Source organism: Streptomyces sp. DS1-CR2, assembly GCF_055760475.1.
Genome location: NZ_CM147085.1, coordinates 8707494 through 8734179, shown reverse-complemented (window position 1 = coordinate 8734179; position 26686 = coordinate 8707494). Strand labels below are relative to the sequence as shown.

General features: G+C 68.5%; 30 protein-coding genes and 4 pseudogenes. 22 read left to right on the top strand and 12 right to left on the bottom strand.

Going from position 1 to position 26686, the window contains the following annotated elements; genetic code table 11:
- Nucleotide 1: 1 nt before the first annotated feature.
- From ACY0PA_RS40915 to ACY0PA_RS40890, 6 genes and pseudogenes are all read left to right on the top strand, one after another.
- On the top strand, nt 2–790 hold the full coding sequence (locus tag ACY0PA_RS40915) for an ArsR/SmtB family transcription factor (protein WP_473086589.1): 789 nt from the start codon (nt 2–4) through the stop codon (nt 788–790).
- Between the two features lie 65 nt (nt 791–855).
- A complete protein-coding gene (locus ACY0PA_RS40910) occupies nt 856–1356 on the top strand; it encodes a hypothetical protein (protein WP_473082396.1) in 501 nt (166 codons plus the stop codon).
- Nucleotides 1357–1400: 44 nt separating this feature from the next.
- Nucleotides 1401–2197 (top strand): IS5 family transposase gene (locus tag ACY0PA_RS40905; protein WP_376692667.1). Its coding sequence is split into 2 segments (ribosomal slippage): nt 1401–1733 and nt 1736–2197, totalling 795 coding nucleotides; the frame shifts between segments, so codons are not numbered across the junction.
- Between the two features lie 86 nt (nt 2198–2283).
- Nucleotides 2284–2490: a dihydrofolate reductase family protein gene (locus ACY0PA_RS40900; RefSeq protein ID WP_473082395.1), complete on the top strand. Its 207-nt coding sequence runs from the start codon at nt 2284–2286 to the stop codon at nt 2488–2490.
- Between the two features lie 202 nt (nt 2491–2692).
- A pseudogene (locus ACY0PA_RS40895) lies at nt 2693–3305 on the top strand (SAM-dependent methyltransferase); the annotation flags it as partial.
- A gap of 125 nt (nt 3306–3430) precedes the next feature.
- Nucleotides 3431–3808, top strand: a complete 378-nt coding sequence (locus ACY0PA_RS40890) for an NUDIX hydrolase (RefSeq protein ID WP_473082394.1) — start codon at nt 3431–3433, stop codon at nt 3806–3808.
- Between the two features lie 28 nt (nt 3809–3836).
- On the opposite strand, the gene ACY0PA_RS40885 is transcribed toward ACY0PA_RS40890, so the two are convergent.
- A complete protein-coding gene (locus tag ACY0PA_RS40885) occupies nt 3837–4016 on the bottom strand; it encodes a hypothetical protein (protein ID WP_100593497.1) in 180 nt (59 codons plus the stop codon).
- A 215-nt stretch (nt 4017–4231) separates the two neighbouring features.
- Here ACY0PA_RS40885 and ACY0PA_RS40880 point away from each other — a divergent pair, with 215 nt between their 5' ends.
- The gene (locus tag ACY0PA_RS40880; protein ID WP_473082393.1) at nt 4232–5413 is read left to right on the top strand and encodes a baeRF3 domain-containing protein; all 1182 of its coding nucleotides are present in this window, start codon (nt 4232–4234) and stop codon (nt 5411–5413) included.
- Nucleotides 5414–5494: 81 nt separating this feature from the next.
- Here the strand turns inward: ACY0PA_RS40880 and ACY0PA_RS40875 are convergent, their stop codons facing one another.
- The gene (locus ACY0PA_RS40875) at nt 5495–5713 is read right to left on the bottom strand and encodes a DUF1918 domain-containing protein (RefSeq protein ID WP_473082392.1); all 219 of its coding nucleotides are present in this window, start codon (nt 5711–5713) and stop codon (nt 5495–5497) included.
- A 200-nt stretch (nt 5714–5913) separates the two neighbouring features.
- Between ACY0PA_RS40875 and ACY0PA_RS40870 the strand changes: the two genes are divergently transcribed.
- From ACY0PA_RS40870 to ACY0PA_RS40860, 3 genes are all read left to right on the top strand, one after another.
- The gene (locus tag ACY0PA_RS40870; protein ID WP_473082391.1) at nt 5914–7452 is read left to right on the top strand and encodes a cytochrome ubiquinol oxidase subunit I; all 1539 of its coding nucleotides are present in this window, start codon (nt 5914–5916) and stop codon (nt 7450–7452) included.
- Between the two features lie 12 nt (nt 7453–7464).
- Entirely contained in the window at nt 7465–8466 is a 1002-nt protein-coding gene (gene cydB, locus ACY0PA_RS40865; protein WP_473082390.1) for a cytochrome d ubiquinol oxidase subunit II, read from the top strand.
- 705 nt (nt 8467–9171) lie between these two features.
- Complete coding sequence (locus ACY0PA_RS40860) at nt 9172–11484, top strand: FdhF/YdeP family oxidoreductase (protein WP_473082389.1); 2313 nt, start codon at nt 9172–9174, stop codon at nt 11482–11484.
- A gap of 80 nt (nt 11485–11564) precedes the next feature.
- On the opposite strand, the pseudogene ACY0PA_RS40855 reads toward ACY0PA_RS40860, so the two are convergent.
- Nucleotides 11565–11867, bottom strand: a pseudogene (locus ACY0PA_RS40855) (FAD-dependent oxidoreductase); the annotation flags it as partial.
- A 124-nt stretch (nt 11868–11991) separates the two neighbouring features.
- Between ACY0PA_RS40855 and ACY0PA_RS40850 the strand changes: the two are divergent.
- A complete protein-coding gene (locus tag ACY0PA_RS40850) occupies nt 11992–12252 on the top strand; it encodes a helix-turn-helix domain-containing protein (protein ID WP_473082388.1) in 261 nt (86 codons plus the stop codon).
- A gap of 21 nt (nt 12253–12273) precedes the next feature.
- Here ACY0PA_RS40850 and ACY0PA_RS40845 read toward each other — a convergent pair whose 3' ends face one another.
- The 3 genes from ACY0PA_RS40845 to ACY0PA_RS40835 all read right to left on the bottom strand — a co-directional run bounded on the left by ACY0PA_RS40845 (nt 12274) and on the right by ACY0PA_RS40835 (nt 14082).
- Nucleotides 12274–12930 (bottom strand): DUF4232 domain-containing protein, encoded by a 657-nt coding sequence (locus tag ACY0PA_RS40845; RefSeq protein WP_473082387.1) that lies wholly within the window; start codon nt 12928–12930, stop codon nt 12274–12276.
- 263 nt (nt 12931–13193) lie between these two features.
- Nucleotides 13194–13541 carry a GNAT family N-acetyltransferase gene (locus ACY0PA_RS40840; protein ID WP_473082386.1) on the bottom strand — a complete coding sequence of 116 codons (348 nt, stop codon included), beginning with the start codon at nt 13539–13541 and terminating at the stop codon, nt 13194–13196.
- Between the two features lie 19 nt (nt 13542–13560).
- On the bottom strand, nt 13561–14082 hold the full coding sequence (locus tag ACY0PA_RS40835; protein ID WP_473082385.1) for a pirin-like C-terminal cupin domain-containing protein: 522 nt from the start codon (nt 14080–14082) through the stop codon (nt 13561–13563).
- Between the two features lie 121 nt (nt 14083–14203).
- On the opposite strand from ACY0PA_RS40835, the gene ACY0PA_RS40830 reads away from it, so the two are divergent.
- From ACY0PA_RS40830 to ACY0PA_RS40820, 3 genes are all read left to right on the top strand, one after another.
- Nucleotides 14204–14686: a carboxymuconolactone decarboxylase family protein gene (locus ACY0PA_RS40830; protein ID WP_473082384.1), complete on the top strand. Its 483-nt coding sequence runs from the start codon at nt 14204–14206 to the stop codon at nt 14684–14686.
- Nucleotides 14687–14775: 89 nt separating this feature from the next.
- Nucleotides 14776–15309, top strand: a complete 534-nt coding sequence (gene cpt / locus ACY0PA_RS40825; protein ID WP_473082383.1) for a chloramphenicol phosphotransferase CPT — start codon at nt 14776–14778, stop codon at nt 15307–15309.
- Nucleotides 15310–15366: 57 nt separating this feature from the next.
- Nucleotides 15367–16146: an SDR family NAD(P)-dependent oxidoreductase gene (locus ACY0PA_RS40820; RefSeq protein WP_473082382.1), complete on the top strand. Its 780-nt coding sequence runs from the start codon at nt 15367–15369 to the stop codon at nt 16144–16146.
- A gap of 71 nt (nt 16147–16217) precedes the next feature.
- Here the strand turns inward: ACY0PA_RS40820 and ACY0PA_RS40815 are convergent.
- Together ACY0PA_RS40815 and ACY0PA_RS40810 are read right to left on the bottom strand one after the other, a co-directional pair.
- A pseudogene (locus ACY0PA_RS40815) lies at nt 16218–16454 on the bottom strand (mycothiol transferase); the annotation flags it as partial.
- Between the two features lie 77 nt (nt 16455–16531).
- Nucleotides 16532–17320 carry an oxidoreductase gene (locus ACY0PA_RS40810; protein ID WP_473082381.1) on the bottom strand — a complete coding sequence of 263 codons (789 nt, stop codon included), beginning with the start codon at nt 17318–17320 and terminating at the stop codon, nt 16532–16534.
- Between ACY0PA_RS40810 and ACY0PA_RS40805 the strand changes: the two genes are divergently transcribed.
- Complete coding sequence (locus ACY0PA_RS40805) at nt 17319–17612, top strand: hypothetical protein (protein WP_473082380.1); 294 nt, start codon at nt 17319–17321, stop codon at nt 17610–17612. The two genes, ACY0PA_RS40810 and ACY0PA_RS40805, sit on opposite strands and share 2 nt — an antisense overlap.
- A 67-nt stretch (nt 17613–17679) precedes the next feature.
- On the opposite strand, the gene ACY0PA_RS40800 is transcribed toward ACY0PA_RS40805, so the two are convergent.
- Nucleotides 17680–18405 carry a class I SAM-dependent methyltransferase gene (locus ACY0PA_RS40800; RefSeq protein ID WP_473082379.1) on the bottom strand — a complete coding sequence of 242 codons (726 nt, stop codon included), beginning with the start codon at nt 18403–18405 and terminating at the stop codon, nt 17680–17682.
- A 140-nt stretch (nt 18406–18545) separates the two neighbouring features.
- Between ACY0PA_RS40800 and ACY0PA_RS40795 the strand changes: the two genes are divergently transcribed.
- The 6 genes and pseudogenes from ACY0PA_RS40795 to ACY0PA_RS40770 form a co-directional block, all read left to right on the top strand.
- Nucleotides 18546–18971, top strand: a complete 426-nt coding sequence (locus tag ACY0PA_RS40795) for a hypothetical protein (RefSeq protein ID WP_473082378.1) — start codon at nt 18546–18548, stop codon at nt 18969–18971.
- A gap of 160 nt (nt 18972–19131) precedes the next feature.
- Complete coding sequence (locus ACY0PA_RS40790; protein WP_473082377.1) at nt 19132–19638, top strand: hypothetical protein; 507 nt, start codon at nt 19132–19134, stop codon at nt 19636–19638.
- Nucleotides 19639–19807: 169 nt separating this feature from the next.
- A complete protein-coding gene (locus ACY0PA_RS40785) occupies nt 19808–20506 on the top strand; it encodes an alpha/beta fold hydrolase (RefSeq protein ID WP_473082376.1) in 699 nt (232 codons plus the stop codon).
- A 64-nt stretch (nt 20507–20570) separates the two neighbouring features.
- On the top strand, nt 20571–21254 hold the full coding sequence (locus ACY0PA_RS40780; protein WP_473082375.1) for a GntR family transcriptional regulator: 684 nt from the start codon (nt 20571–20573) through the stop codon (nt 21252–21254).
- A 258-nt stretch (nt 21255–21512) separates the two neighbouring features.
- A complete protein-coding gene (locus ACY0PA_RS40775) occupies nt 21513–22271 on the top strand; it encodes a dienelactone hydrolase family protein (protein ID WP_473082374.1) in 759 nt (252 codons plus the stop codon).
- Nucleotides 22272–22443: 172 nt separating this feature from the next.
- Nucleotides 22444–22871 (top strand): annotated as a pseudogene (locus ACY0PA_RS40770) (substrate-binding domain-containing protein); the annotation flags it as partial.
- A gap of 61 nt (nt 22872–22932) precedes the next feature.
- On the opposite strand, the gene ACY0PA_RS40765 reads toward ACY0PA_RS40770, so the two are convergent.
- Nucleotides 22933–23937 carry a GlxA family transcriptional regulator gene (locus ACY0PA_RS40765; protein WP_473082373.1) on the bottom strand — a complete coding sequence of 335 codons (1005 nt, stop codon included), beginning with the start codon at nt 23935–23937 and terminating at the stop codon, nt 22933–22935.
- 126 nt (nt 23938–24063) lie between these two features.
- Here ACY0PA_RS40765 and ACY0PA_RS40760 point away from each other — a divergent pair, with 126 nt between their 5' ends.
- Nucleotides 24064–24996, top strand: coding sequence for an NADP-dependent oxidoreductase (locus ACY0PA_RS40760; RefSeq protein WP_473086588.1), 933 nt, complete (start codon nt 24064–24066; stop codon nt 24994–24996).
- 17 nt (nt 24997–25013) lie between these two features.
- On the opposite strand, the gene ACY0PA_RS40755 is transcribed toward ACY0PA_RS40760, so the two are convergent.
- On the bottom strand, nt 25014–25817 hold the full coding sequence (locus ACY0PA_RS40755) for a VOC family protein (protein WP_473082372.1): 804 nt from the start codon (nt 25815–25817) through the stop codon (nt 25014–25016).
- A gap of 139 nt (nt 25818–25956) precedes the next feature.
- Nucleotides 25957–26433, bottom strand: coding sequence for a carboxymuconolactone decarboxylase family protein (locus ACY0PA_RS40750; RefSeq protein ID WP_473082371.1), 477 nt, complete (start codon nt 26431–26433; stop codon nt 25957–25959).
- Between the last annotated feature and the right edge of the window lie 253 nt (nt 26434–26686).

Sequence of the window (26686 nt, the reverse complement as noted above, 5' to 3'; positions counted from 1 at the left end):
GATGGACCGGGCCTTCAAGGCGCTGGCCGACCCCACCCGGCGGCGGCTGCTCGACCGTCTGCGCGAGCACAACGGCCAGACGTTGCGCGAGCTGTGCGACCGTCTGGACATGGCGCGCCAGTCGGCCACCCAGCATCTCGACATCCTCGAGCGGGCCGGCCTCGTGACCGTCGTCCGACGCGGACGCGAACGGCTTCACTACCTCAATCCGGCCCCGATCCACGAGATCGAGGAACGCTGGATCTCCGAGTTCGACAAGCCCCGGCTGCAAGCGATCAGTGCCATCAAGAACCAGGCAGAGGAGTACGCCATGACCAGCGGATCAGCATCCGTACCGTCCTACGTCTACGTCACCTACATCCGCGCCAGCGCGGAACAGGTGTGGCAGGCGCTGACGGACGCAGACCTGACAGCGCGCTACTGGGGACACGCCAACGTGTCCGACTGGGAGCCGGGCTCGGCCTGGGAGCACCGGCGCGTCGACGGATCGGGGGCCGTCGACGTCGTCGGTCAGGTCCTCAAGGCCGAGCCTCCGACGCGCCTGGTCATCACGTTCGAGGACACCCCGGACGCCCAGGCGCCGCGCGACCCGTCCGTCGTCACCTTCCTCGTCGAGCCGCACGAAGACATCGTCCGGCTCACCGTGACCCACGAGAACCTTCCCAACACGGAGATGCTGAACGGCATTTCACAGGGATGGCCGGCCGTCCTGGCGAACCTCAAGTCGCTGCTCGAGACCGGCGAGGTGCTCCCGCAGGCACCGTGGGACATGGCCGGCACGCACGCCTGAAGCGGCAGGCCCGACGCCCCCTCCTTCCCCAGCCACCCCGCGCAGGACTGAAGAAAGAAGACGTGATGGACACCATCCCTCTTCGGGACGCCTACCGCACGCTGCTGGACACGGCCGCCACAGTGGCCGGCTCCGGGGACACGATGCCCGTCCCACCCACCGGCGAGTGGAACGCCGACCAGATCCTGGCGCACGTCGCCATCGTCAACGCCACCACCATCGCGACCGTCGCCGCCGCGTCCGCGGGAGCACCCACCACGTACGACAACCGCACGGCACACGACACCTGGACCATCGAGCGCGTCATCGGTCTCGCCGGCGGCAACGCAGGGCTCCGTGAGCGCGTCCGCCTCCAGGCGGACGCGCTCTGCGCCCTCGGCGGGCCGATGCTGAGCGAGACCGAACTCGACACGCTGGTGCCCACCTTGCTGCTGTCCCACGACAAGGTCCAGGTCAATCAGCCCCTCCCGCTCAGGGACCTCATCACTGGTCTGGCGGAGGCGGAACTGCCCGGCCACACGCGGCAACTCCTGTCCCTGGTGCCGCCATCGGCAACTGGTAATTAAGAGATCATCTCAATTGGTGATGCCGGTAGTCTGGTGCTGTGTTGCTGACTGAGCGTCTGGTCCCAGATGGGCTGTGGGAGTTGTTCCAGCGGGTGGTGCCGGAGGCGCCGACTCGGCCGCAGGGTGGTGGCCGGCGCCGTCATGGGGACCGTGAGGTGTTGGCGGCGATTGTCTTCGTGGCCACGACCGGGTGCACGTGGTCGCAGGTCCCGCCCGTGTTCGGGCCATCGGGGGCCACGGCTCACCGCCGGTTCATGGAGTGGAGCCGACAACGGGTCTGGGCGAAACTGCATCGTCTGGTCCTGGACGAGCTGGGGGCGCGAGGCGAGCTGGACTGGTCACGATGCGCAATCGACTCGGTGAACATGCGGGCCCTGAAAAAGGGGACCTGACGGGTCCGAATCCTGTAGATCGGGGCAAGTACGGCTCGAAGATCCACTTGATCACCGAGCGGACCGGACTGCCGCTTTCCGTCGGCATCTCCGGCGCCAACCTTCATGACAGCCAGGCCCTCGAACCGCTCGTGCGCGGCATCCCACCGATCAGATCCCGGCGCGGTCCACGCCGTCGGCGCCCCGCCAAGCTTCACGCCGACAAAGCCTACGACAACCGTCACCTGCGGCAATGGCTCCGCCTACGCCACATAACACCGCGCATCGCCCGCAAGGGAGTTGAGACGTCACAGAAGCTGGGGCGCCACCGGTGGACCATCGAACGCACCATGGCCTGGCTCGCCGGCTGCCGACGTCTCCACCGTCGCTACGAGCGGCAGGCCATCCACTTCCTGGCCTTCACCAGCATCGCCTGCACCCTCATCTGCTACCGCAGACTCACCAATTGAGATGATCTCTAAGGGGGGCCAATTGCCACCTTCCCCAGGTGGCTCCGTCGTCGGACACCAACACCTGAGCGGCCCGGCGCGCGTCGATGATTTTGTGCGGGCTCCGCAGTCATTCAGTCCTTTCCGACGCCGGCCTCATCGACCGCTACCACCTGCTCGTCTTCCCGCTGCTGCTCGGCGCGGGCAAGCGGCTGTTCAGCGACACGGACAAGGACACCCAGAAGCTCAAGCTGGTCGAGTGCGAGGCGTACGCCAACGGCCTGCAGAAGCAGGCGTTTGACGTCGTCCGCTGACAGCACCCGATGACGGCTCAACCGGGCTGAGCCGCCTCGACCTCCCCGGGGATCGCCGGGCGGATCCGGCCCCGGCCTCTTGTTCAGGCGGCCCGCGGCGGCCAGTTCTTGATGGCCTTCCTGCAGGCCCGAGTGCACCAGGACGCGCACGGCTCGCGCACCAACAGGCGGCTGACGCCCAGCGTCTCGGCGAGCCGGCTCTCGGACGGGGCCGCTCACCGCCACCGACCGGGCCTTCGACGCCGGCTCCCGACCCGGCGGCGGCAGTGTCGTGGCGCATCTGCGGTACGGCCACCAGACCGACGGCGTCACCATCTCGGCCAAGCAGGCGGACTTCGCCAACGCCCAGGCCGCCAAGCGCGGCATCGGCGGCCAGATCCGCCACCACCACCGCAACATGCTCGACACCGGTCTGCCGACCGGCGCGTTCGGCGCGTCGTGGAACAACGAGTCGACCATGTACGTCGAGCTGGAGCTGCCCTTCGCCGAACACGCCCGGCTGCTGCGCCGCGGCGGCCGGTACGTGGTCATCACCGGCTGCTCCAACGACAGTTACGGCCGGGCGTCGCGCGAGGTGTCCCTGATCAACGCCCACTACATCTGCGACATCCACCCACGGTCGGAGCACTTCCGCGCCATGGCCCGCAACCGCCTGGTCCCCGTGCACGTCGAGGACCTCACCGAGGCCGCGCTGCCGTACTGGGAACGGCGCAAGCAGGCCGACCATCTGGTCACCGGCATCGAGGACACGTTCCTTCACCGCGTACAAGAACGACAGTTTCCAGTACCTGGTGATCGTCGCCGACCGCGTCTGATTCCGTCCCCGCCCTGATCCCTGATCCGGACGGCGCCAGCGTGAACCGACCTTCGTGGGGTAGGAAAGCAAGGCCCGCACACCGGGCGGACGGATCACGCGGAACAGGGAGAGGGCGGTCGGATCATGGCGCTGGAGCAGGCGGCCCAAGGCGTGGTGCAGGCGGTCGTCATCCACAACGGGCGCCTGCTGCTGGTGGATCAGCCGGACGGCACCGGGCTGCCGTCCGGCATTCCCGACCCCGCCGAGTCGGCGGAGGCCACCGCCGCGCGCCTCGTGTACGAACTCACCGGCTATCTCGTCGACGGTTCATCGACACTCGAACCGCAGGCGGCTCAGGAAGATCCCGGGCCGGCCGTCCTGTGTCAGCTGCTGACCGAGGGCCCGTCGGACGGGGCGCGGCTCACGCCGGAGCAGATCCATTGGGTTCCGGTCGCGGCGGCCGTCGACGCCACGCCCCCGGGAGCCGTGCGCAACTATTTGGAGGGCCACACGCCCGCGTGAGGCCCTCCAACTGGTCTGCCGGACCTCGTCACGGGGCCCAGCGGCCGTTGGCCTTGCGATGATCGTGGGGCTGCTGGGACTTACCGGGCAGCTGGTCCTTCGCCTGCTTGACGGCCGCCTGCGGGATCTGCGAGTGGAAGTACAGCAGCTTGCCCTGCCCTCGTGCACCTATGCCGTGGTGCCCTTTCGCCGGTGAGTTCTTGCTCATGACTCGGCACCTCGCCCTCTCACGTCGGCTTCGCGGGCCCGGAAGTCCCCGGTCGCGATTCCGTAGATTTCACGGTACGCCGCACCTGACGATGACGGCGGGTCGAGACGGTGACGGCGGTCGAGACGAACCCACCCCGAAGGGCAGGGACCCGTTACCCGTCGGTCGGCCGTCTCCGCCCTGCGTGTCCCGGTGATCAATGCGACGCTGAAATCGTGCATACCTCCGATCTGACTCCCGAAATCCGTGCCGCCCTGAGCAAGGAGCGGCCGTATCCCGCGATCACATTGGTCACGCCGACCGATCCGGATTTCCCCTTCAGCGACAAGGACCGAATCCTCATCCGCGACCTGGTCACCGAGGCCAAGCGGCGGCTGATGGACGACCCGGACGTGGAGCGGGAGACGAGGTTGGAGCTGCGGGATCAACTACTGGATCCCGCGGAGATCGAACGCGCAACCGATCCTTTCCACCCGGACGACGCCATGGTTGTTTATGTGGCCGTGAACGAACCGGTCCAGGTATGGCGGATGACATCGCTCGCACCGGTGGAACCCCGCGTGGAATTCGCCACGGCATTCCTGACGCGGTACCTGGTGGCTGCCGAGCAGCGCTCCCGCCCGTACCTGGTTCTTGTCCTCGACCAGGAGACGTGCCGTCTGTACCACGGGTCTGTACGACGACTGCAGGAAGTGGAGAAGAACGGATGGCCGGACAAGCCGCAGATCCCGTCCCCCGAGGACGCGATTCCGGGGTCCATCCCCCACTCCACGCCGTACGAGGGGCATGAGGAGCGGGTCGAGCAGTACCTGCGGACCGTGGACAAACGACTGGGGCAGTCCTTCGAGGAGCACGACGGACTGCCGCTGTTCGTCATCGGCGGCGACAAGATCCTCTCGACGTTCAAGAGCATCACCCGCTACGGGAATCTGATCGCCGGGACATTGCCGCTCGCGGGCATGGACAAGGAATCGGCCCAGGATCTGGAGAAGCGGCTTCAGCCGGTCCTCGCCGACTTCTACGCCAAGCAGGTCGCCGAAGCCGTCTCCGAGCTGAGCGAAGCGCGTGGACAGGGCAAGTACGTCGGCGGGGCGCCGGAGGTGTGGACCTCGGTCGCCGACAAGCGCGTGCGCCGCCTGTTGGTGGAAGAGGGGCTGATGCTGGCGGGCCGCATCACCGAGGACGACCGCGTCCTGGAGCTCGTGGACGTACCGAAGCCGGTGACGTTGCCGGACCCGAAGAAGGACATGGAACCGTCGGCGCACGCACTTGGTGTGGCCACCGACGTCGTCGAGCGACTCGTGGACAACGCGATCGCGGCCGACGCCCGGGTTCTGTTCGTGCCCGACGGGACGCTCCCGGAGGCGGGCGGCGTGGCGGCGCTGCTGCGCTACTGATCTTCACGTACGGGAGCACGAGAGACGGGAGCCCTCAGCCTCAGTGAGGGCTCCCGTCTCTCGTGTCTGTTTCCGCGCAATCTAGAGATACGGCGAACCGGATACATCGACCACGTGTGTGTGGCGCTTGTGGTGTGCCTTTTCCACGTCCGGCCCCGGCGCGACCACAGCAGTGTGGCCGTCCGAAAAGGCCACTTGGTAGAGATCGCGATTCGTATCAGAGATGATCTCCTCAACTCTCACGATCCTGTCACCCCCGAGGCCGTGCAGGGTCAGATAATCGCCCTTCTTGGCTTCCATGTGATCAGCCTCTAATGCTGACAGATTTCGACGCCTCTGATGGGGGCACCATATCCACTCAATCCCGGTGGTTTCCGATCCGCAAGCGGAGCGGAAATTGGCCGCCTTCACCCGGTACCAGCTCCGCCCGGCCCGATGCCGCTCTGTGCTAAAGATAGCTCTTGCCCGAATGCGAGGAACTCCGGCCGAGAGAAGGTGCAGTGGTACTAGCAATCGCTCAAGAGACCATGGCGCGATGGCAGTTCGGCATCACCATCGTCTACCACTTCCTCTTCGTACCGCTGACGATCAGTCTGGCCTCCATCGTGGCGGGCTTCGAGACGGCCTGGGTGCGGACGGGCAACGCAAAGTATTTCCACGCCACGAAGTTCTGGGGCAGGCTCTTTCTCATCAACATCGCGATGGGTGTCGTCACCGGCATCGTCCAGGAGTTCCAGTTCGGGATGAACTGGTCCGACTACTCACGCTTCGTCGGCGACGTTTTCGGTGCCCCGCTGGCGATGGAGGCACTGATCGCGTTCTTCTTCGAGTCCACGTTCATCGGCCTGTGGATCTTCGGCTGGGACAGGCTTCCCAAGAAGCTGCATTGCGCGTGCATCTGGCTGGTCGCCGTCGGCACCCTCCTCTCCGCGTACTTCATTCTGGCGGCCAACTCCTTTATGCAGCACCCGGTCGGCTACCGGATCGACAGGGAGTCCGGGCGGGCCCGACTCACCGACATCGGACGGGTGTTGTTCCAGAACACCACGCAGGTGCAGATGTTCCACACCGTTACCGCCGCGTTCCTCACCGGTTCCGCGCTGGTGATCGGTATCTCCTCGTACCACCTGCTGCGCGCCAAGCGCGGCAAGGAGACGAACCGCCGGAACATCGCGCCGATGCGGACCTCACTGCGGGTCGGCCTGATCATCGCGGTGGTGGCAGGACTGGGCACCGCGCTCAGCGGCGACCGGCTGGGCAAGGTCATGTTCGATCAGCAGCCGATGAAGATGGCTGCCGCCGAGGCGCTCTGGGACACGCAGGGTCCCGCCCCCTTCTCGATCTTCTCGGTCGGCAACGTCTCCGAGGGCCACAACACCGTCGCACTGGAGATCCCGGGCCTGCTGTCCTTCCTCGCCAAGGACAACTTCCACTCCCCTGTCCCCGGCATCAACGACAGGGCCCGTGACCAGGCGGCCGAGTTCGGCGGTGAGCCGGAGGACTACATCCCGAACATCTTCATGACGTACTGGGGCTTCCGCCTGATGATCTTCTTCGGGATGACCAGCTTCGTGGTCGGTCTGATCGGTCTGTGGACCACGCGGCGGAAGTTCTGGCTCACGCAGGCGCGCAAGACCGACGACGACGAGCCGCCGATGCTGATGCTCACCAACAAGGTCGAGATGAACGCCTTCTTCACCAAGTGGAGCTGGCGGGTCGGCATCCTCACCATGGCGTTCCCGCTGGTCGCCAACAGCTTCGGCTGGATCTTCACCGAGATGGGCCGCCAGCCCTGGGTGGTCTACCACCTGATGCGCACCTCCGAAGCCGACTCCCCCCGCGTGACGACCGGCACGGTGATCGGCTCGATGACGGCGTTCACCATGCTCTACGCGGTACTTGCGGTCATCTGGGTGAAGCTCATGGCCAAGTACGCCATGGCCGGCCCGGACTCCGGTGAGCAGCCGCCGACCAAGGACCCGACCCTGCGCGGGCCCTCCGCAAAGGACGCCGACCAGCCCCTCGCCCACGCGTACTGAGGACGGATCGTCATGCACCTCCACGATCTCTGGTTCATCCTGATCGCCGTCCTGTGGATCGGCTACTTCTTCCTCGAGGGCTTCGATTTCGGCGTCGGCGTCCTCACCAAGTCGCTGGCCCGGAACAGCACCGAGCGCCGGGTCCTGATCAACACCATCGGCCCGGTGTGGGACGGCAACGAGGTCTGGCTGATCACGGCCGCCGGCGCGACCTTCGCGGCCTTCCCCGACTGGTACGCCACGCTGTTCAGCGGCTTCTACATTCCGCTGCTGATCATTCTGTTCTGCCTGATCGTGCGGGGCGTGGCCTTCGAATACCGGGCCAAGCAGTCCGGTGCGCGCTGGCAGCGCAACTGGGAGGAGGCCACCTTCTGGACGTCGTTGCTGCCCCCGTTCCTCTGGGGCGTGATCTTCGCCAACATCGTCCGCGGCCTGGCGATCGACGCGGACAAGTCGTACGTGGGCGGCCTCGGGGACCTGTTCAACGGTTACGCGATCCTCGGGGGCTTCATGACGCTGGTGCTGTTCGTCTGCCACGGCGCGGTCTTCGCGGCCCTGAAGACGCTCGGGGACATCCGTGACCGGGCCAGGACGCAGGTGACTCAACTCGGCACGCTGTCAGGCCTGTTGATGCTGGCGTTCCTGATCTGGACGCAGGTGGAGTCGGGCAACGGCCGGAGTCTGGGCGTGATGATCGTGGCGTTCCTGGCACTGATCGGGGCGCTGGTCATGACCCGGCTCGGCCGTGACGGCTGGGCGTTCACGCTGTCGGGGCTGACCGTCGTGGCGGCGTTCGCGATGCTGTTCCTGGCCCTGTATCCGGACGTCATGCCGTCGACGCTCAACCCCGACTGGTCGCTGACGGCCTCCAACGCCTCTTCGTCGTCGTACACGCTGAAGGTGATGACGATCGTCGCGGCGGTGTTCACGCCGGTCGTGCTGATCTACCAGTCCTGGACGTACTGGGTCTTCCGTCGGCGGATCGGCGTCCAGCACATCCCGGCGGGTCACTGATCATGCGCCCTGTCGATCCCCGGCGACTGTCGTACGCCCGCACCGCCCGCGCCTTCCTCGCCGGATCCGTGGTCCTCGGCGGGGTGGGCGCGGCCTGGCGAGCAGGATCTCCGGACGGGCGGAACGGCAGCAGTCTCCGGCCCGCGGCGAGCTGACGGCCCGGGTCGTCGACACGTTCACCGGCACCGCCGAACTGATCGTCACCGGGCCCTGCCGGCCCGTCTGGCCAGGGTCCGCGCCGCCGACCTGCGCCTGACCGCCTCGCCGCCCGCTCGGCGGCCACCCCCGCGCTCTCGGCGGTCCTGACCGCCCTGATCACCTGGCTGACCTCGCCGCCACCGCCGGGCTGGGCATCCAGGGCGTGGCCGGGGGCGCGCTCCCGGGCGTGTGTCGGGCCGTCGTCGTGCTCACCCCTCTCGCCGCTTTCGAGGCCGTCGCGGGCATGCCCACGGCCGTCCGGCTCCGGGAAGTCCACTCTCGCCCTCGTACTGCTCCGGTTCCTCGACCAGACCTCGGATGCCGTCACCGTCGGGGCCGGGGCCGGGGCCGTCGACCGTGCCGGTAAGCGGCGGGCGGGGGCCCTGTTTGCCGCGGGCGACGGGGTCCCCGGGCAGGTGGCGCCCATTGATCAACCGGCATAGCCTGACTGAAACTAGGATTTTGTCGGCTTATGCCCGTAATCGCATGGTCGAAGGGTTGATTGTCTTGAGCATCGACAGTGAGGCGCCGGAGGAACTGGAACCCAGTGTGGGGCCGGTCCCCAAGGAGGATCCGGAGTATCACCCCTACCACCACCCGGCTGCCGGCTGGGGTGCCGCGAAGAGCGTGACCCAGTTCCTCGTGCGCGAGCGCGAACTGGTGGACGGCCCGCGGGCGATCATGAAGATGAACCACGAGAACACGGGCTTCGACTGTCCGGGTTGCGCGTGGCCGGACGACACCAAGGGCCTGAAGCTCGACATCTGCGAGAACGGCATCAAGCACGTCACGTGGGAGATGACGCGCAAGCGCGTCGAGCGCGACTTCTTCGCCGCCCACACCGTGACCGAGCTGTTCGAGTGGAGCGACTTCAAGCTGGAGGACCAGGGCCGGCTGACCGAGCCGATGGTCTACAACCCTGACACGGACCATTACGTCCCCATCAGCTGGAAGGACGCGTTCGAGCTGGTCGGCAGCACCCTGCGCGGCCTGGAGAACCCGAACCAGGCCTCCTTCTACACATCCGGCCGGCTCGGCAACGAAGCCACGTTCCTCTACCAGTTGATGGCCCGTGAGCTGGGCACGAACAACCTGCCCGACTGCTCGAACATGTGCCACGAGGCCAGCGGCCGCGCCATGACGGCGTCGCTCGGAACCGGCAAGGGAACGGTCGACCTCAAGGACTGGGAGAGCGCGGACGCGCTGTTCATCATGGGGGTCAACGCCGCCTCCAACGCGCCCAGGATGCTCACCGCGCTCGCCGAGGCCTACCACCGCGGCGCGCAGATCGTGCACATCAACCCGCTCGTCGAAGCGGCCGCGACCCGCACCATCGTCCCGCACGACTTCATGGACATGGCGCTGTTCAAGACCACCAAGACCAGCACCCTGAACATCCAGCCGCGGATCGGCGGCGACCTGGCGCTCCTGCGCGGCATGGCCAAGGCGGTCATCGAGGAGTCCAAACTGGACCCCAAGGCGCTGGACCAGGAGTTCATCGACCGGCACACCACGGGCTTCGACTCGTACCGGGAGCTGTGCGAGAGCACATCGTGGGAGGAGCTGGAGAGCCAGTCCGGGGTCAGCCGCGACGACATCCTCAAAGCGGCGCGCGTGTACTGCGAAGCCGACCGCAGCATCGTCAGCTGGTGCCTGGGGGTGACCCAGCACGAGCACGGCGTCGACACCGTCCGCGAGATCATCAACCTCCTTCTGCTGCGCGGCAATCTGGGCCGTGAAGGGGCCGGCCCCTCCCCCGTACGCGGTCACAGCAACGTCCAGGGGAACCGCACCTGCGGCATCGATCACCGACCCGACGACGAGTTCCTCGACCGCCTGGCCGAGTACTGCAAGATCGACCCGCCGCGTGAGCACGGCCTGGACACCGTCGGCACCATCCAGGCCATGCGCCGGGGCGATGTGAAGGTGTTCGTCGGCATGGGCGGCAACTTCGCCCTCGCCGCACCGGATTCGCCGATCACGTACGAGGCCCTGCGCAACTGCGACCTCACGGTCCAGGTGAGCACCAAGCTCAACCGCAGCCACCTCGTGCACGGCCGCCAGGCGCTGATCCTGCCGTGCCTCGGCCGCACCGAGAAGGACCACCAGCGCAAGGGCGTCCAAAGCACGTCCGTCGAGGACTCGATGAGCATGGTGCACATGTCCGTCGGCATGAAGCGCCCCGCGTCGCCGCACCTGCTGTCCGAGCCCGCGATCGTCGCAGGCATGGCCCGCGCGGCCCTGCCCGCGAGCCCCACCCCGTGGGAGTGGTACATCGAGGACTACGACCGCATCCGCGACACCATGTCGCAAGTCCTGGACGGCTTCGAGGACTTCAACCGCCGCGTGCGCCTGCCCCTGGGCTTCCGCCTGAAGCAGCCCGCCCGCGAACTGGTCTTCCTGACCCCGTCCGGAGGCGCGGAGTTCTCCGACGCGGCCCTGCCCGACGTCGTACCGGCACCCGGCACCCTGGCCCTGGGCACCATGCGCTCCCACGACCAGTGGAACACCACGATCTACTCGGACAACGACCGCTACCGCGGCATCAAGAACCTGCGCGAGCTCGTCTTCATGAACGAGGACGACATCCGCGAGCGCGGGATCTCCGAATTCGATCCCGTCGACATCACCAGCACGGCAAGGGATGGCAGCCACCGCTACCTCAACGGCTACCTCGCCATCCCGTACGACATCCCGCGCGGCTGCGCGGCCGGGTACATGCCCGAGATGAACGTGCTGTGCGCGCTCGTCGACTACAGCACGCAGAGCGACCAGCCGATCATGAAGCACGTCAAGGTGACCATCGAAGCGGCCACCTGAGCAGGAAGTCGCGCGAAGGAGGGGCCCCGGCCGGGCTGACGACCGGTCGGGGCCCCGTCGCGTTCACTCGTGGCACGGCGTCAGGCGGGTTGCCGGACTCCGAGGTGCCTCAGAGCGGACCTCGCCGCGCCGGCGCCGCACATGCCGTGTGCGCCGGGGCCGGGCGGCGGGGCGGCCGAGCAGATGAACACGCCGGGCAGGCCGGTGCCGTAGGGGTCGGCCGCGGGGCTCGGGCCGAGGAGGAGGTGCGGGACCGTCTTGGCTCCCGTGACGATGTCGCCTCCGACGAAGTTGGGGTTGGCCGCGGCGAAGTCGGCGGGCCGGGTGATGCGCCGGCCCACGATGCGTTCGCGTACGCCGGGGGCAAATCGCTCGAGTCGTGCGCCTTGACGTGTCCGTGTTCCAGCAGGCCGAGGGCGGCGTCGTGGACCTCATATGTCTGAGTCTGCCGGTGGATGGGACGACCTGCCGCCCGCCGGCCGCTGACCTCTGGCCGTACACGATTTCGTGGCGGCCACGCTGGGCGAACTGGCGCAGACCGAGCCACGCGGTGCCACCCCGCGCGAGACGCTCCGGACGTTCCTCACCCACCACCGCAGCTACGCGGCCGCGGCACAGGCGATGAACCTGCACCGCAACTCCGTCCAGCACCGGGTGCAGCAGGCGACGGCGCTGCTGCCGGACGGCGCCCACAGCCTCGACGACGACTTCCACGTCCGCGCCGCGCTGCTCGCCGCGTACTGGCTGGGGAGTGCGGTCCTTCCGTGACGGATCCCTCGCGCCCGCCGGTCACTTGCCGGTGCCGACGGGGTCGACCGTGATGGCCGGGCCGGAGCCGTCGGTGGCGGGAACGTTGATGGTGACGGGCAGGGTGTGGGAGTGGGTCTCGTTGGGCGGGGTGACGACGAGGCTGCTGAAGGTGACGCCGGAGCCGCCGGAGTCGTTCGACGGGTAGTGGAGCGTGAAGCGGGTCTCCTCGCCCGGCTTGACGCTGACGCTCGGCGGGGCGAGCTTGCTGCGCTCGGCGCTGACGGTGCCGTCCTTACCCTTCAGGTCGGCTCCGGGGAAACCCTTGAGGGTGCAGGGGGCGGAACCGGTGTTCTTGAGGTTCACGATGAGCGTGCCCTCGGCCATGCCGCCGGAGCTGCTGAAGGCGAGGTGGGAGGTCTGGCAGGCACCCGTACCCGTTCCGGAACCGCCGTTGGAGGAACCCCCGGTGCTCGCGTCGGATCCCGCCGTGCCGGCGCCGTTCCCGGTCGATGCGCTGCTGCCGCCGGAGTCCTGCGAGCCGGAGCTCTCGGAACCGGAGCTCTGGGAACCGGAACTCTGGGCGGAAGACGAGGAGTCGTCCGACCCGGCCGAGGAGTCGTCGCCGCTCTGGCAGGCGGTGAGCGAGAGGCTCGCGGCGACGGCGACGGCGAGGAGGGAGAGCTTCTGGACGCGCATGGGGGGTCCCTTTCAGGGTGTCCGCTCAATCGTCTTGAGCGAGCCGTACTGATCGTTGATTGATCGCTCGCCGATCGCTTCCTGATCGGCTGTCGATCGCTTGCTGATCATTGAGACCCTGGCTGCGCGGGGGCCGTTCCGTTCAACCGTCCTCTAATACATGGCTGTTACAGACGCCCTGGCGGGCGGGATCCGCCATACGCGGTGTGCGCCCGCCCAGAACAGAGGGAGTGGATTCGGCGGAACGCGGCCGACCCGACGGATCAGGCCAGTTCGGCGTCCAGCCACTGCAGGACCTCGGGGGTGACCGGGTCGGTGATGTCGGCGAACTCCTCGTGCTTCTTGAGGAACTTGGCCACGTAGGGGCAGACGGGGACGATCCTCTTGCCGAGCTCGCGCACGTCGGTGAGCGCCTGCTGGACCAGCCGGCCGGCCAGGCCCTGACCGGCATACGCATCGTCAACTTCCGTGTGGAAGAAGACGCGTTGCACACCGTGGTCGCGGTAGGCGGTCAGGCCGGCACGTGCGCCGTCGACCAGGATCTCGTACCGGTGGCGCTCATCGTTCCGCTCGACGGAGGGAACGGAGGGAACGGAGGAAGGCTGGGTCATCGGGTTCCTTTGGAAGAGATCAGCGACGCGGGGGGTTCTTGCGCGGCGCGATGGTGGCATGGGGCAGAGCAGGGGCGGGGAGACGGTCTCCGGGGTAGCCCTCGACAGCGCCGAAACGCTCCGAGGCGCTCTCCCATTCCTTTCGCGCCCGCACGATGTCCTCGTGACTGCGGCCGATGAAGTTCCACCACATCACGATCTCCTCCTCGAACGGCGTTCCGCCGAGAAGGACGGTCCGGGCCGTCTCGTCCGACTCGTTGACGAGGGTCAGGGTGTCGGCGCCTGTGTGGGGATGCGGGGCGACATCCATACCGCCTGTGCGGCCGACATCGTCGGGGCCGTAGTGGTCGGCGAAACACCAGGCACCGATCAGGGTCCGGGATCGCTGCGGGAGCGTACGTCGCACGGTCATCGCCCGCGGCCCGCCCAGAGGGACGTCGCGCGGGGCGAGCACGTCGACCCGTTGGCCCTCGGCCGACGGCTCGCCTGCCACCCGGGAGCCGCCATGCACTCCGACCGGACCTGCTTCGGCGTTACTCATCTCGGCCACCTCCTCCAGTCATGATAGTTTTACATTCAACAACTCGCCTTGATCTTAGAACACGAGACGGCCCATGTACACATCGGAGCAAAGGCCCGCGAGCGGCCCGGAGGAGTCCACGTTGAACCAGCCGACGGCGGGATCCACACCTCGGCGGATCTTCATCGACAAGCAGAGCCCCAAGGCCTACCACGCACTCGTGCAGACGTCGGAGGCGGTGCGAGCGGCGGCCGCGGACGCGGGCCTCGACCGCAGGCTGGTGGAACTGATCAACCTCCGTGTGTCACAGATCAACGGCTGCGCCTACTGCCTGCGCGTACACACCCGGGCGGCGCAGCGCGCCGGCGAGACGACCGAGCGGCTGGGTGTGCTGTCGGCGTGGCGGGACACGGAACTGTACAGCCCCACGGAACGAGCGGCCCTGGGACTGGCGGAGGCGACGACCGCGCCGTCCGACGCCGTCGCGCAGGAATCCGCCTACACCGCCGCCCGGGCCGAGCTCACCGAGGATCAGATCGCCGCCGTGATCTGGGTCGCGATAACGATCAACGCATTCAACCGCGTATCGATCCTCAGCAGACACCCTGTACGGGCCGATGGTTGACGCAACCTCAGACATCCACCTCCTTGGTCATTCAGACGGTTGCCGAAATTCGCTTCGGGTGCCGTGGTGGGTGCCTCTACCCTGACCCGGTGACGACTCAGGTGATCGTGTTGAACGGCGGGTCCAGTTCGGGCAAGTCCGGGATCGTCCGGTGCCTACAAGCGGTACTGCCGGATCCATGGCTCGCCTTCGGCATCGACCGGCTGATCGAGGCGATGCCCGCGTCCATGAAGGCATCGGGCGAAGGAATCGAGATCACTTCAGCCGGCGCAGTGAGCGTCGGAGCGGTGTTCCGGGAGCTGCAAGCAGCATGGATGGAGGGGGTCGCCGCGACGGCCGGTGCAGGCGCCCGGATCGTCATCGATGACGTGTTCCTCGGCGGGACGGAGTCCCAGCAGCGGTGGCAGAAAGCTCTGGGCGGACTCAGTGTGCTGTGGGTCGGGGTCAGGTGCGACAGCGAGGTCGCCGCGGGCCGCGAGATCGTCCGCGGGGACCGCGCCCAGGGGATGGCCGCGGCGCAGGCGGAGACGGTCCACCGGGGCGTCGTCTACGACCTCGAGGTGGACACCACGCACACGGAGTCCCTGGAGTGCGCGCGGGCCATCGCCGCCCAGGTCAAGTGATTTTCCGCAGGTCGGCCCGGGTGCTGTCACCATGACGGTGCCGTTTAGGGTGCGGTCATGACCTCGCAGAACTACCTCTCCGAACTGTTCTCGCTCGACGGCCGGACCGCTGTGGTGACCGGTGGCAGCTCCGGTATCGGCAAAGCCATCGCCGGGGCGCTCGGCCGCGCTGGGGCGAGCGTGGTGATCGTGGCCCGCAAGGAGGCCGAACTCACCGCCATCGTCGACGAGTTGACGGCGGAGGGCTGCCGAGCGGCCTGGGTGAGCGCGGACCTGAGCACCCGCGACGGGGTGCGCGCGGCGGCGGAGCAGTCGGCCGGGGTGTTCGGCGAGCCCGACATCCTCGTCAACAGCGCCGGGATCAACCTGCGACCCCCGATGAGCGAGCTCGGCGACGAGGTGTGGGACGCCACGATGGCGGTCAACCTGGAGGCGCCCCACCTCCTGGGCCGGCGCTTCGGACCCGGCATGGCCGAGCGGGGCTTCGGGCGGATCATCCACATCACCTCCCAGCAGGCGCACCGGGCGTTCGTCCAGAGCGGCGCGTACGGGGTGTCCAAGGGCGCGCTGGAGGCCCTGGCCCGCTCGCAGGCCGAGGCGTGGTCGCCCCACGGCGTCACCTGCAACACGCTCGTGCCGGGCTTCGTCATGACCCCGCTCAACGCGCGCTTGTCGTCCGACCCGGAAAAGGTGGCCGCGCTGGCCGCCCGCACGATGGTCGGCCGCAACGGCCTGGCCGAGGACTTCGCCGGAGCCGCGGTGTTCCTGGCCGGCCCGGCGTCCGCCTACGTCACCGGCCAGGCAATCTTCGTCGACGGCGGATTCTCGGTTCACTAGGGGCTGTCCGGCGGATCAGGATGGGATCAACTGCCGTACACGTCACACGTCACACGTCACATCAGTTGAAACTACGCCCCTTGGTCGGCTTCCCGAGCCGCACGCTCTACCCGGCCTCGATAGTCCTCCCACCAGGCCGGGTCGTCCGAGGCCATACTGTCGTTGCCCTTGTTCATCCCCGCGGCGCCGTCCACGAGTTCGCGGATGATGTCGGCGTGGCCGGCGTGGCGATGCGTATCGGCGATGACGCGTACGACGGCATGATGCAGCGTCACCTTGTCCCTGCCGCTGGGCCACCACGGCAGCCCGATCGACGGCGTGGGCATCGCACCCTGAGACCCACGACGTGACCGCGATGCCACCGATGGTCCCGCTCCCGGTGGCATCACACCGTGGTGATCATGCCTCCGTCGATGACGAAGTCGGAGCCGGTGACGTTGGCGGTTCGGTCGGAGGCCAGAAGCAGTACGAGCTCGGCGACCTCCTCGGGGTGGGTGAAGCGGCCGGTCGCGGCGTCCCGCGCGACGTGTTCGATGACCGCGTCCGCCTCAAGTCCCCCGGCCTGACCGACAGTTGACGCTACGCCGTCCTTGCCCAGCCACAGATCCGTGGCGACCGGACCCGGGCTGACCGTGTTGACGCGGATGCCGCTCGGCCCCAGCTCCTTGGACAGCGACTTGCTGAAGCTCAGCAGCGCCGCCTTCGCCGCGCAGTAGTCGATCACGAGCGGGTCGGGCAGTCGGGCGTTGATGGACGCCACCGTGATGATCGACCCGGCGGTGCGCTGGAGCATCAGCGGCAGCACCTCACGGGTGGCGCGTACGGAGGCGAGGAAGTTGATGTCCAGGGTGGTCGTCCAGTCCTGGTCGGTGACGGACGAGAAGCCACCGGTGCGTGTCCGGACCGCACCGACGTTGTTGACCAGGATGTCGGGCGGCCCGAAGGCGGAGCCCGCCGCCGAGACGAGCGCGGCGGACCCTTCCGGAGTCGCCAGATCCACCTCGACGGCCCTTACGGATCCTGTGCGGGCGAGGTCGGCCAGTTCGGCGCCCACGTGGCGCGCCCCGGCCGTCACGCGGACCCCTTCGGCCACGAGGGCCTTGGTGATGGCCAGCCCGATGCCCTTGCTCGCACCGGTCACCACCGCGGCTCTGCCCTGCAGCTTCAATTCCATGGAACGCCTTTCTGCGCCGGGCGGCGAACGAAAACCGCGCAAACGGGACGGCGTTTCACCATACGGATTCCGGCGGCGTGCACGGCGCGACGCGCGGCGACGCCATGCGGCGCCGAACGGGGGGCACCTTCAACGTGAGAACGGCATCGTCGCCCAGGCCCTGGTCCGGCCTGCACGGCCGGAGCGGAATCGGTCACGAGCGCTGCTCACTGCACCGGTGGCGGATCCCGCGCTGCGTAACGGGGTCACGCATCTGCTCGACGCCGCCGCGGAGTGGCTGGACCCGGTGTGAATCTGGCGCCGAGGCCGGTTCGGGGCCGGCTCAGGCGCCCGTGAGCCGTGGGGGCATGCGGTGGCCCCTACGGACGCCGTGCCACAAAGACGAACTCCCTACCGGGACGGTCAGCGGCGTCACGGACATCGTCGACCACGAATCCGTGCGCGGCCAACTGCCTCTCGACTTCCGGCCGTTCGCGGAACCGCAACGTGGAATCGGACGTCAGCACGTCACCGTCCTCAGAGAATACGTACGTCCCCCGAAAGGTCACCAGGGGTCCACTCACGTCCGTCACCTCGACCCAGCTCTCGACCACACCAACTCCCGGGATCCGCGTCTTTGAGTACGACTCCTCGCGGTTCCACTCCTCCCAGGCACGCCTGGCCGGGTCCCGGGTCTCGAACACCAGGCGACCGCCGGGCCGCAGTGCCTCGTACGCCCCTTGCAGCGTCCGCTGCCAGACCGTCGGATCGACGATGGCCTGCGCGACGTTCGCCGTCATGGTCGCCAGATCCGTCCGCAGGGGCGGGAGCGCTGTCGCGTCACCGCAGATCCAGCGCACCCGCTCGCTGCCGGGCTTGCCCCGGGCCACATCGACGGACGCCCGCGCGGGGTCGACCCCCACGATGTCGATCCCCCGAGCGGCCAGCAGCAGCGCGAACACGCCCGTCCCACAGCCGATGTCCAGCACGTGACGTGCCCCGAACTCCGCCGCCATACCCACGTACGCGTCGAGATCGCTGCGGTCAGGATCGAGTGCGTCATATACGGCGGCGAGCCGTGGATGCTCAAAACCCTCATCTGCCATGCGGCCGAAGGTACCGGGCACGATCCGTGAACCCCCGACAGCTTCCGGCCAGTTCGATCGGCACAACCGCGGCCCGCCCTCATGTGTCCAACCACAGAACGCCGGCAGGAGCCGGTAACGGGGGAACGGGGACGCGGACCATGGGGAAATACACGGTCGCACAGCACATCACGCGGTTCTTCTGGCTTCCGCGCGGTACAGAACGGCATCAACCCACGTCGTACGCGCGCCTGACAGGGATCTGGCTGGCGTCGATCGCCGTCGGGACGGCGGTCACCGCGGCCGGCTGGTACGAGGAGTACGGCGGCGCCGACATCATGACGGTGATCGTCGTCCTGAACGTCATCGACGACATCATCACGGGCGTGCGGCACCGTTGGTCGGCCGCACTCGCGGCAGTGGCCCTCCTGTACGGCGGGAGCCGGCTCACCGAAGCCCTTCTGTCCGACTCCCTCGACCCGGCCTGGGCCACGACCGTCGCCGCCGCCGTCGGCGTCACACTCGCCCTCGCGGCAACGGCCGCCATCACCCGGCTCCATCCCCGAACCGCGCTGGGGAGTCGTTAGCGCTCAGTCCACGGATGCCTTGGCTGTGAGTCGACATGGACCCGTGCACGACGGCCTCATCCACCAAGTCACAAATCAATCACCTGTTGTTCATATTTCCTTCACACAGTCCGTCGACGTAATAGCCTCACCCCACCTGTAACACCTCAGGGGGGACAACATGACCAACGCGTACACAACGCCGCCCGCGCCGCGCCCGGTTGACACCCGGCCTCTGCGGAAGCGCAAGCGGGTGTGGCTGGGCGGATCAGGTCTGCTTCTCACCGGCGCGCTCATAGTGGGCGCCGGGAACGGCGATCAGCAGCCCGTCGCCGCCGAGGCCAAGCCCGCGCCGACCGTCACCGCCACCGTGACCGCCACGCCGGAGCCCGCGCCGACCGTCACGGAAACCATCAAGGCCAAGGCGAAGCCGCGCCCCACGGTCACCGTCACCAAGACCGCCCGGCCTGCCGCCGACACCGGAAGCGATACCGGCAGCGATACAGGCAGCGGAAGCGGCAGCCAGGACACCACCGGCACCTGCTCGATCGTCTCCAACGCGGGCAACTGCTATTCGGCCGGCCAGTTCTGCCGCAACAGCGATCACGGCGCCGTCACCACCAACGAGGGCGGCACGCGCATCAGGTGCGTGTACAGCTCCAACGCCTGGCGCTGGACGTATGCCTGACGGCACATCACTTCACTCTCAGGCGGGCCCCGTACCGCGTTCGCTCGCGTTGACCTGCCACTCGCGGCCGATGGATGAGCTGCGTCGCCGGTGCACCGGGCCGACATGAGGTCTTCTGCTCTCGGCCAACACCTCACGTCCCGTGTCGCATGGGCGGCAGAATCGTCGCATGCAGCAGCCGGTCTTCGTTCTCGTACACAGTCCCTCCGTGGGTCCGTCCACCTGGCGCCCTGTAGCCGAGCACCTCAAGGCGATAGGGCGCCAGGTGCGGGTGCCGTCCCTCCTGCACGTCGGCAGCGGTGCCCCGCCTTTCTGGCCTCGCGTCGTCAGCGCCGTCCGCGACGACCTCCGGCACGTTCCGGACGGCAGCCCGGTCACGTTGGTGGCACACAGCAACGCGGGCTTGTTCCTCCCCGTGATCCGCGCGGCGCTCGACCATCCGGTGGCCGGCTCGATCTTCGTCGATGCCGCGCTGCCGGCCCGTATCGGACCAACTCCTGTCGCACCACCGGAGTTGCTGGAGCTCCTCACCCCCATGGCCGTGAACGGCAGACTGCCGCGCTGGACCGACTGGTGGGACGAGGCCGACGTGGCACCCATGTTCTCGGATCCGACGATGCGTCAGACCGTCGTCGAGGAACAGCCCACCCTGCCGCTGTCCTACTACGAGCAGCGCATCCCGGTCCCGGACGGGTGGGAGGACCACCCGTGTTCCTACCTGCTGTTCGCCCCGCAGTACGAGGATGCCGCCGCCGAAGCCCGCGAACGCGGCTGGCGCGTGGCACACCTGCCGGGCGAACACCTCCACCAGATCATCGCCCCCGAAGCCACGGCACAGCACCTCATCGAGCTCGCCCGCACACCTTGACGATCCGTCCACAGCACCCCGACCGCACACCAAACGGTTTCCGCTGCCGTGCGAGACTCGGGGTATGGCAGGTTCTGGGGAGTTCGAGCCGGAGTCGGAGCGGGTTACGCGGCAGCTCCGGGACGACATTCTCGACGGTGTGCGCAAGCCCGGCAGCAAGCTCGTCGAGCGTGAGCTGGCGGCGCAGATAGGTGTGAGCCGCGTACCCGTGCGCGATGCCCTGCGTGTGCTCGTCGCCGAGGGTCTGGTCACGCCGCGACCGCGGACGTGGGCGGTCGTCAGGGAGTTCACACCTACGGACATCGCGGATCTGAACGAGGTCCGCGAGGCCCTTGAGGTGATGACCTTCCGTCTCGCAGCGCAACGACGTGACCGTGCCGGGCTCGAGCAACTGCGGACGAAGCTGGACGAGGAGCTGTCCGCCGCCCGGGCAGGCGACGCCGTGCGCGCCCGGCGCGCGGCGGCCGACTTCCACGAGACGGTGACGTCGTTGGCGGCCAACGAGTTGCTGAGCGAGCTCGAAGTCACCTTGCGCAGCCGGATGCGGTGGCTCCTTGGCCAGCACGACGACCTTCTGGCAGTGGCGTTGGAACACGAGGCGCTCTACGGCGCCATCGAGGACCGCAATGTCGCACTCGTCGAGGAACTCGTCGTCGAGCATCTGGAGAGCAGCCGGCGCGCGATCGCCAACGGCCCCCGCTGGCCACAGCCCGGGCCCGGCCCCTCCTACGCTCAGCTGCGCACCTAGGTGGCGTGCCGTGGCCCAGCCAATGCGTCCTGAACCGCAGACCCGCGGCATCGGATCAGCCTCGTACCAACGCGACAGTGAAGAGCTCCGCATCACAGCCGAGTACCAGATCGTGCTGCCGAACGAACGGTGACCCCCCGCCGAAGTACACACAAGTGATCGGCCGTGGCCCGGACTTGCACTTCCTTTCGGGCAACGACTGGCACCGACTCGGCCTCAGGGACATCCCCCACGCCGCTCGCTGAGAGACTGCACGTCATGACCACCGCCACACGCAGCACCACTGTCGAGATTCCCATCGGGGACGGCACCGCCGACGCCTACCTGACTCACCCCGACGACGACGCCTCCCACCCGGCCGTCCTGCTCTACATGGATGCCTTCGGGCTGCGCCCTCAACTCGGGGCGATGGCCGACCGGCTCGCGGCGGACGGCTACACCGTGCTCGTCCCCAACGTGTTCTACCGTCACGGCCGGGCGCCGGTCGTGGCGCTGCCCGGCTTCATCAGCGACGCCGAGCGACCGGCACTGTTCGAGCAGATCATCCCCCTCATGGGCGACTTGACCGCGGACGCGGTGGCACGCGACTCCGCTGCCTACCTGTCCTGTCTGGCCGACTGCCCCGCGGCCGCCGCCGGACCCGTCGGCGTCACCGGTTACTGCCTGGGCGCCCGCCTGGCCCTGGTCACCGCGGGCAGCCATCCCGAGAGGGTCGCGGCGGCGGCCGGGTTCCACGGCGCTGGGCTGGCCACCGACGACCCCACGAGCCCCCACCTCCTCGCCGGCCGGATCACCGCGGAGCTCTACTTCGGTCACGCCGACCAGGACCCGTCCATGCCACCCGAGCAGATCGAACGCCTCGACAAGGCGCTCTCCGCGGCAGGCGTCCGCCACCACTCCGATGTCTATACGGGCGCCCACCACGGCTTCACCATGGCGGACACCAACCGCTTCGACACCGAGGCCGCGGAACGGCACTGGGTCGCGCTGCTCGACCTGCTGGGCCGCAACCTCTGATTCAGCGTCAAGCAGCTGGGCCGATCGCCTCTCACGAGACGTGGGGCCCCAGGAGGTGACGAGGACGGCGTCGACGGCGTCGGCGGCTATGAGGGCGGCGCCGTCCGCGTGGACCCGGGCGCCGACACCGGCCGCGGCCTGCGCGGCGTGCTCCGCGTCGATGTCGGTGACAGCGGTGACGCCAGTGATGCGCCGCCACGGCCTGGGGAGCGAGATCCGTGTGATCCCCGGCAACCACACGGAGGAGTCAGGCCTTGCCGCGGGGCGCCAACTCGTGGCGGAACGCGACAGCGGCACCGCACTTCCGACGGCGGTCCTGGCCGCCAACGACCTTGCGCCATGCGCCTGTTGATGACCTTCGCGCGAACGGGGGTGGACGTTCCCGGCGAGGTGTCGGTCGTCGGCTACGACGACAGCCATCTCTCCCACCTGATGCCCATCGGCCTCACGACCGTCCGCCAGGACGCCCTCCTCATGGCCGCACACGCGGTCCGCTTCGCCGTGGAGCGCCTGGAGAACGGTGAGTTGACGCCGACGGAGGCGGTACTCGATCCGAAGCCGGTGGCACGAGGGACGAGCGGCCCGCCGCGTAATGGCTGACGAACCGGGCCGCCACCACGTATGCGTGCGCCGTCTTCGAGGCCGCGACCGTCCCGCTTCCCTAGCGCGTCGCCGCCTGGAACGTGCGCCGGTATGCCAGCGGCGAGACGCCGATCGCGGCGTGCAGATGCTGCCGCAGTGACGCGGCCGTCGCGAAGCCCACTTCGCCGGCGATCCGGTCCACCGGCAGATCGCTGGACTCCAGCAGGTGACGCGCCCTCGCAACCCGCTGCTGGGTGAGCCACCGGCCCGGGCTCATCCCGGCCTCGTCCCGGAACCGCCGGGCGAACGTACGCAGGCTCATCTGCGCATGGTCCGCGAGCTCGGCCAGCGTCAGCGGCAGGTCGAGGTGGTCGAGTGCCCACTCCCTGGTGGCTGCCGTACCGGCGACGGACGCCTCGGGAACGGGCTGCTCGATGTACTGCGCCTGACCCCCTTCGCGCCAGGGCGGCACCACACACCTCCGCGCCACCTGGTTGGCCACCTCGGCGCCGAAGTCCTGTCGTACGACGTGGAGGCAGACGTCCACGCCGGCGCCCGCGCCGGCCGAGGTGAGGATGTCGCCGTCCTCGACGAAGAGCACATCGGGGTCGAGCTTCACCTGCGGGAAGAGACGCCGGAAGCGGTCGGCCAGGACCCAGTGCGTGGTGGCCCGACGGCCGTCGAGCAGCCCGGCCGCCGCGAGGACGAAGGCGCCGGTGCAGATGGACACGATGCGGGTGCCGGGCGGGATGTGCGCGAGCGCGTCGGCCACCGGGCCCGGGAGCGTGGTGCCGTTGGGCGGGTACTCGTCGACCGGCGGGATCACCACGGTGTCCGCCTCGCCCAGCGCTTCGGGGCCGTGCTCGACGGTGATCAGGAAATCGGCGTCCGTGCGCACGGGGCCGCCGTCGACGCTGCAGGTGCGGATCTCGTACCGGCCGTCCGCGGCGCCGAAGATCCGCCGCGGGATGCCCAGCTCGAACGGGTGGACTCCGTCGAGCGCCAGCACCACAACCCTGTGCGAGCCACTGACGTCCCTGGCGTCACCGACACCACTGCCCCTGCAACCGCATCCACCACTCATGGCACGATCCTATCGAATGGTGGCAGTCATGCCATTTTCTCGGGCGGTCGGCCACGGCACGCTGGAGCCGTGAGCACTTCAGAGACCACCGCACCCACCCCATCCACCACGCCCGCCGCCCCCACCATGCGGGCCGTCAGCCAGGACGCCCTCGGCGCCCCCGAGGTACTGAAAGAGGTCGAGCGCGAGCGGCCGGCACCGGGACTGAGCGAGATCCTGATCAGGGTCCATGCCGCAGGCGTCAACCCGACCGACTGGAAGCACCGGGCGCACGGCATCTTCCTCGGCGAACCGCCGTTCGTCCTGGGCTGGGACGTGTCCGGCGTCGTCGAGGAGACGGGTCTCGGTGTGACCCTGTTCAAGCCCGGCGACGAGGTGTTCGGCATGCTGCCCTACCCGCACGGCGTGGGCTCGCACGCCGAGTACGTCACCGCGCCCGCCCGCGCCTTCGCGCACAAGCCGTCCGAGGTCGACCACGTGCAGGCGGGCGCCATTCCGCTCGCCGCGCTGACCGCCTGGCAGGCCCTGGTCGACACCGCTCAGGTGCAGCCGGGGCAGCGCGTCCTGATCCATGCGGCGGCCGGCGGCGTCGGCCATCTCGCCGTGCAGATCGCCAAGGCGCGCGGCGCGTACGTGATCGCCACGGCTAGCGCGGCCAAGCACGACTTCGTACGCGGTCTGGGCGCCGACGAACTGATCGACTACCGCACGACCGACTTCACCGAGGCAGTCCGCGACGTGGACGTCGTCCTGGACACCATCGGCGATGACTACCGCAGCCGCTCCCTGCCCACGCTGCGCCCGGGCGGTCTGCTGGTCTCCATCCTCCCGACCGGCACCACGGAGCTGGCCGAGGAGGCCGAGCGGCTCGGCGTGCGGGGCGTGGAGATGCTCGTGGAAGCCGATCACGCCGGAATGAACGCGATCGCCGACCTGATCGCCACGGGGAAGCTCCGCGCGACGATCGCCGACACCTTCCCGCTCGCCGAGGCCGCCAAGGCACACGAGCTGGGCGAGACCGGCCGGACGACCGGCAAGCTGGTCCTCGTCGTGCGCTGATCACGTCCGCTCCTCGGTCAGCCCATGGTCGGGTCACCCTTGATGAGGGCGAAGGTGGCGCCGAACGGGTCCTTGACCATGGCCATGCGGCCGACACCGGGCACGTCCATGGGCGGGAAGAGCGTCGTGGCACCGCGCTCGGTGGTAGCCGCGTAGGTCGCGTCGCAGTCCTCGACGCCGAAGTACGGGTGCCACTCGGCGCCGGACCCGGCGTCGAGGTTCTCCTGCTGGAGCTGCATGAAGCCGCCGTGGCCGGCCTCGCCCACGTCCGCGGAACCGGCCGGGGCGACGACGGTGTACTCGGGGCCGCCCTCGCCCGACGGCATGTCCTGGTACTGCCAGGAGAACACGTCGCGGTAGAAGTCCTTGGCCGCGCCGGCGTCGGTCGTGTAGAGCTCGGTCCAGCACAGGGCGTTGGGCTGCATGACCGTCTCAAGTCCCTCGACGTCACCGGGCTGCCAGACGGCGAACTGCGCGCCGGCCGGATCGGTGAAGGCAGCCATCCGCCCCGAGGTGAAGACATCGCCCGGGGGGACGCGGACCGTGCCCCCGGCCGTCTCCACCGCCTTGGCGACACCGTCCGCGTCGGGGGTGTGGAAGTAGATCGTCCAGGAAGGGGAGGCGCCCTCCTCGGTCAGCGGACCGGCGGCGGCCACGTCCTTGCCGTCGAGCTGGAAGAACCCGTAGCCGCCCCCCTCGAGTCCGGCGGACCGGAAGGTCCAGCCGAACACTCCGCCGTAGAACGCGGCGGCCGCGTCCACGTCCGGCACACCGAGGTCGAGCCAGTTCGGCGCGCCCGGTACGTACGTCGTCGAAAGCATGATCACGCCTTTCGTGTACTGACGAATCCCGATGCAACGCAGCATGGCAGCCCGCACTGACAATCGCCGCTCGGCGCACGGTCTCCGCAGGCCGCAGGCGGTGCCTGCGACCTGCGGCTGCGACCTGCGCTGGTGCCGGTTACCCGAACTGGCCGGGCTGGTAGTCGCCGGCGGGCTGCTGAACGAGGACGTTCACGCGGTTGTAGGCGTTGATCAGGGCGATGAGGGACACCAGCGCGGTGAGCTGGTCCTCGTCGTAGTACTTGGCCGCGTTTGCCCAGGCCTCGTCCGAGACACCGCCACTCGCGTCGGCGATACGGGTGCCCTGCTCGGTCAGCTCCAGGGCGGCGCGCTCGGCATCGCTGAACACCTTCGCCTCGCGCCACGCCGCGACCATGTTGAGGCGCGTCTGGTCCTCCCCGGCCGCCGTGGCGTCCTTGGTGTGCATGTCGGTGCAGAAACTGCAGCCGTTGATCTGGCTGGCGCGGATCTTCACCAGCTCCTGTGTGGCAGCCGGAAGCGTCGAGTCCGTCACCACCTTGGCGCCCGAGTTGATGTGCTTCAGGACCTTGGCCCCGACGTGGTTGGCGAAGAGGTTCAGGCGGGCTTCTTCCATGGCGAGCTCCTAGTTCGTGCCGATGGTTACATCCCTCTGACGGAGCGGCTCGGCACGATGTGACGAGTCCAGATGTGACGCGCGCCACACAGCCCTTCCAGGCCCGGGCGCCGGCGGTGAGAGCCCCGCCCTCGGCGTCCCGTTAGGCAGTCTGCACGTCCGGCCCAGGTATCGCATGACGGGAGCGCTGATCACGGGGAGGGAAGGAGAAGGAGGGGGAAGAGAAAGCGATACCGGGCGCCGCCGTTGTCAG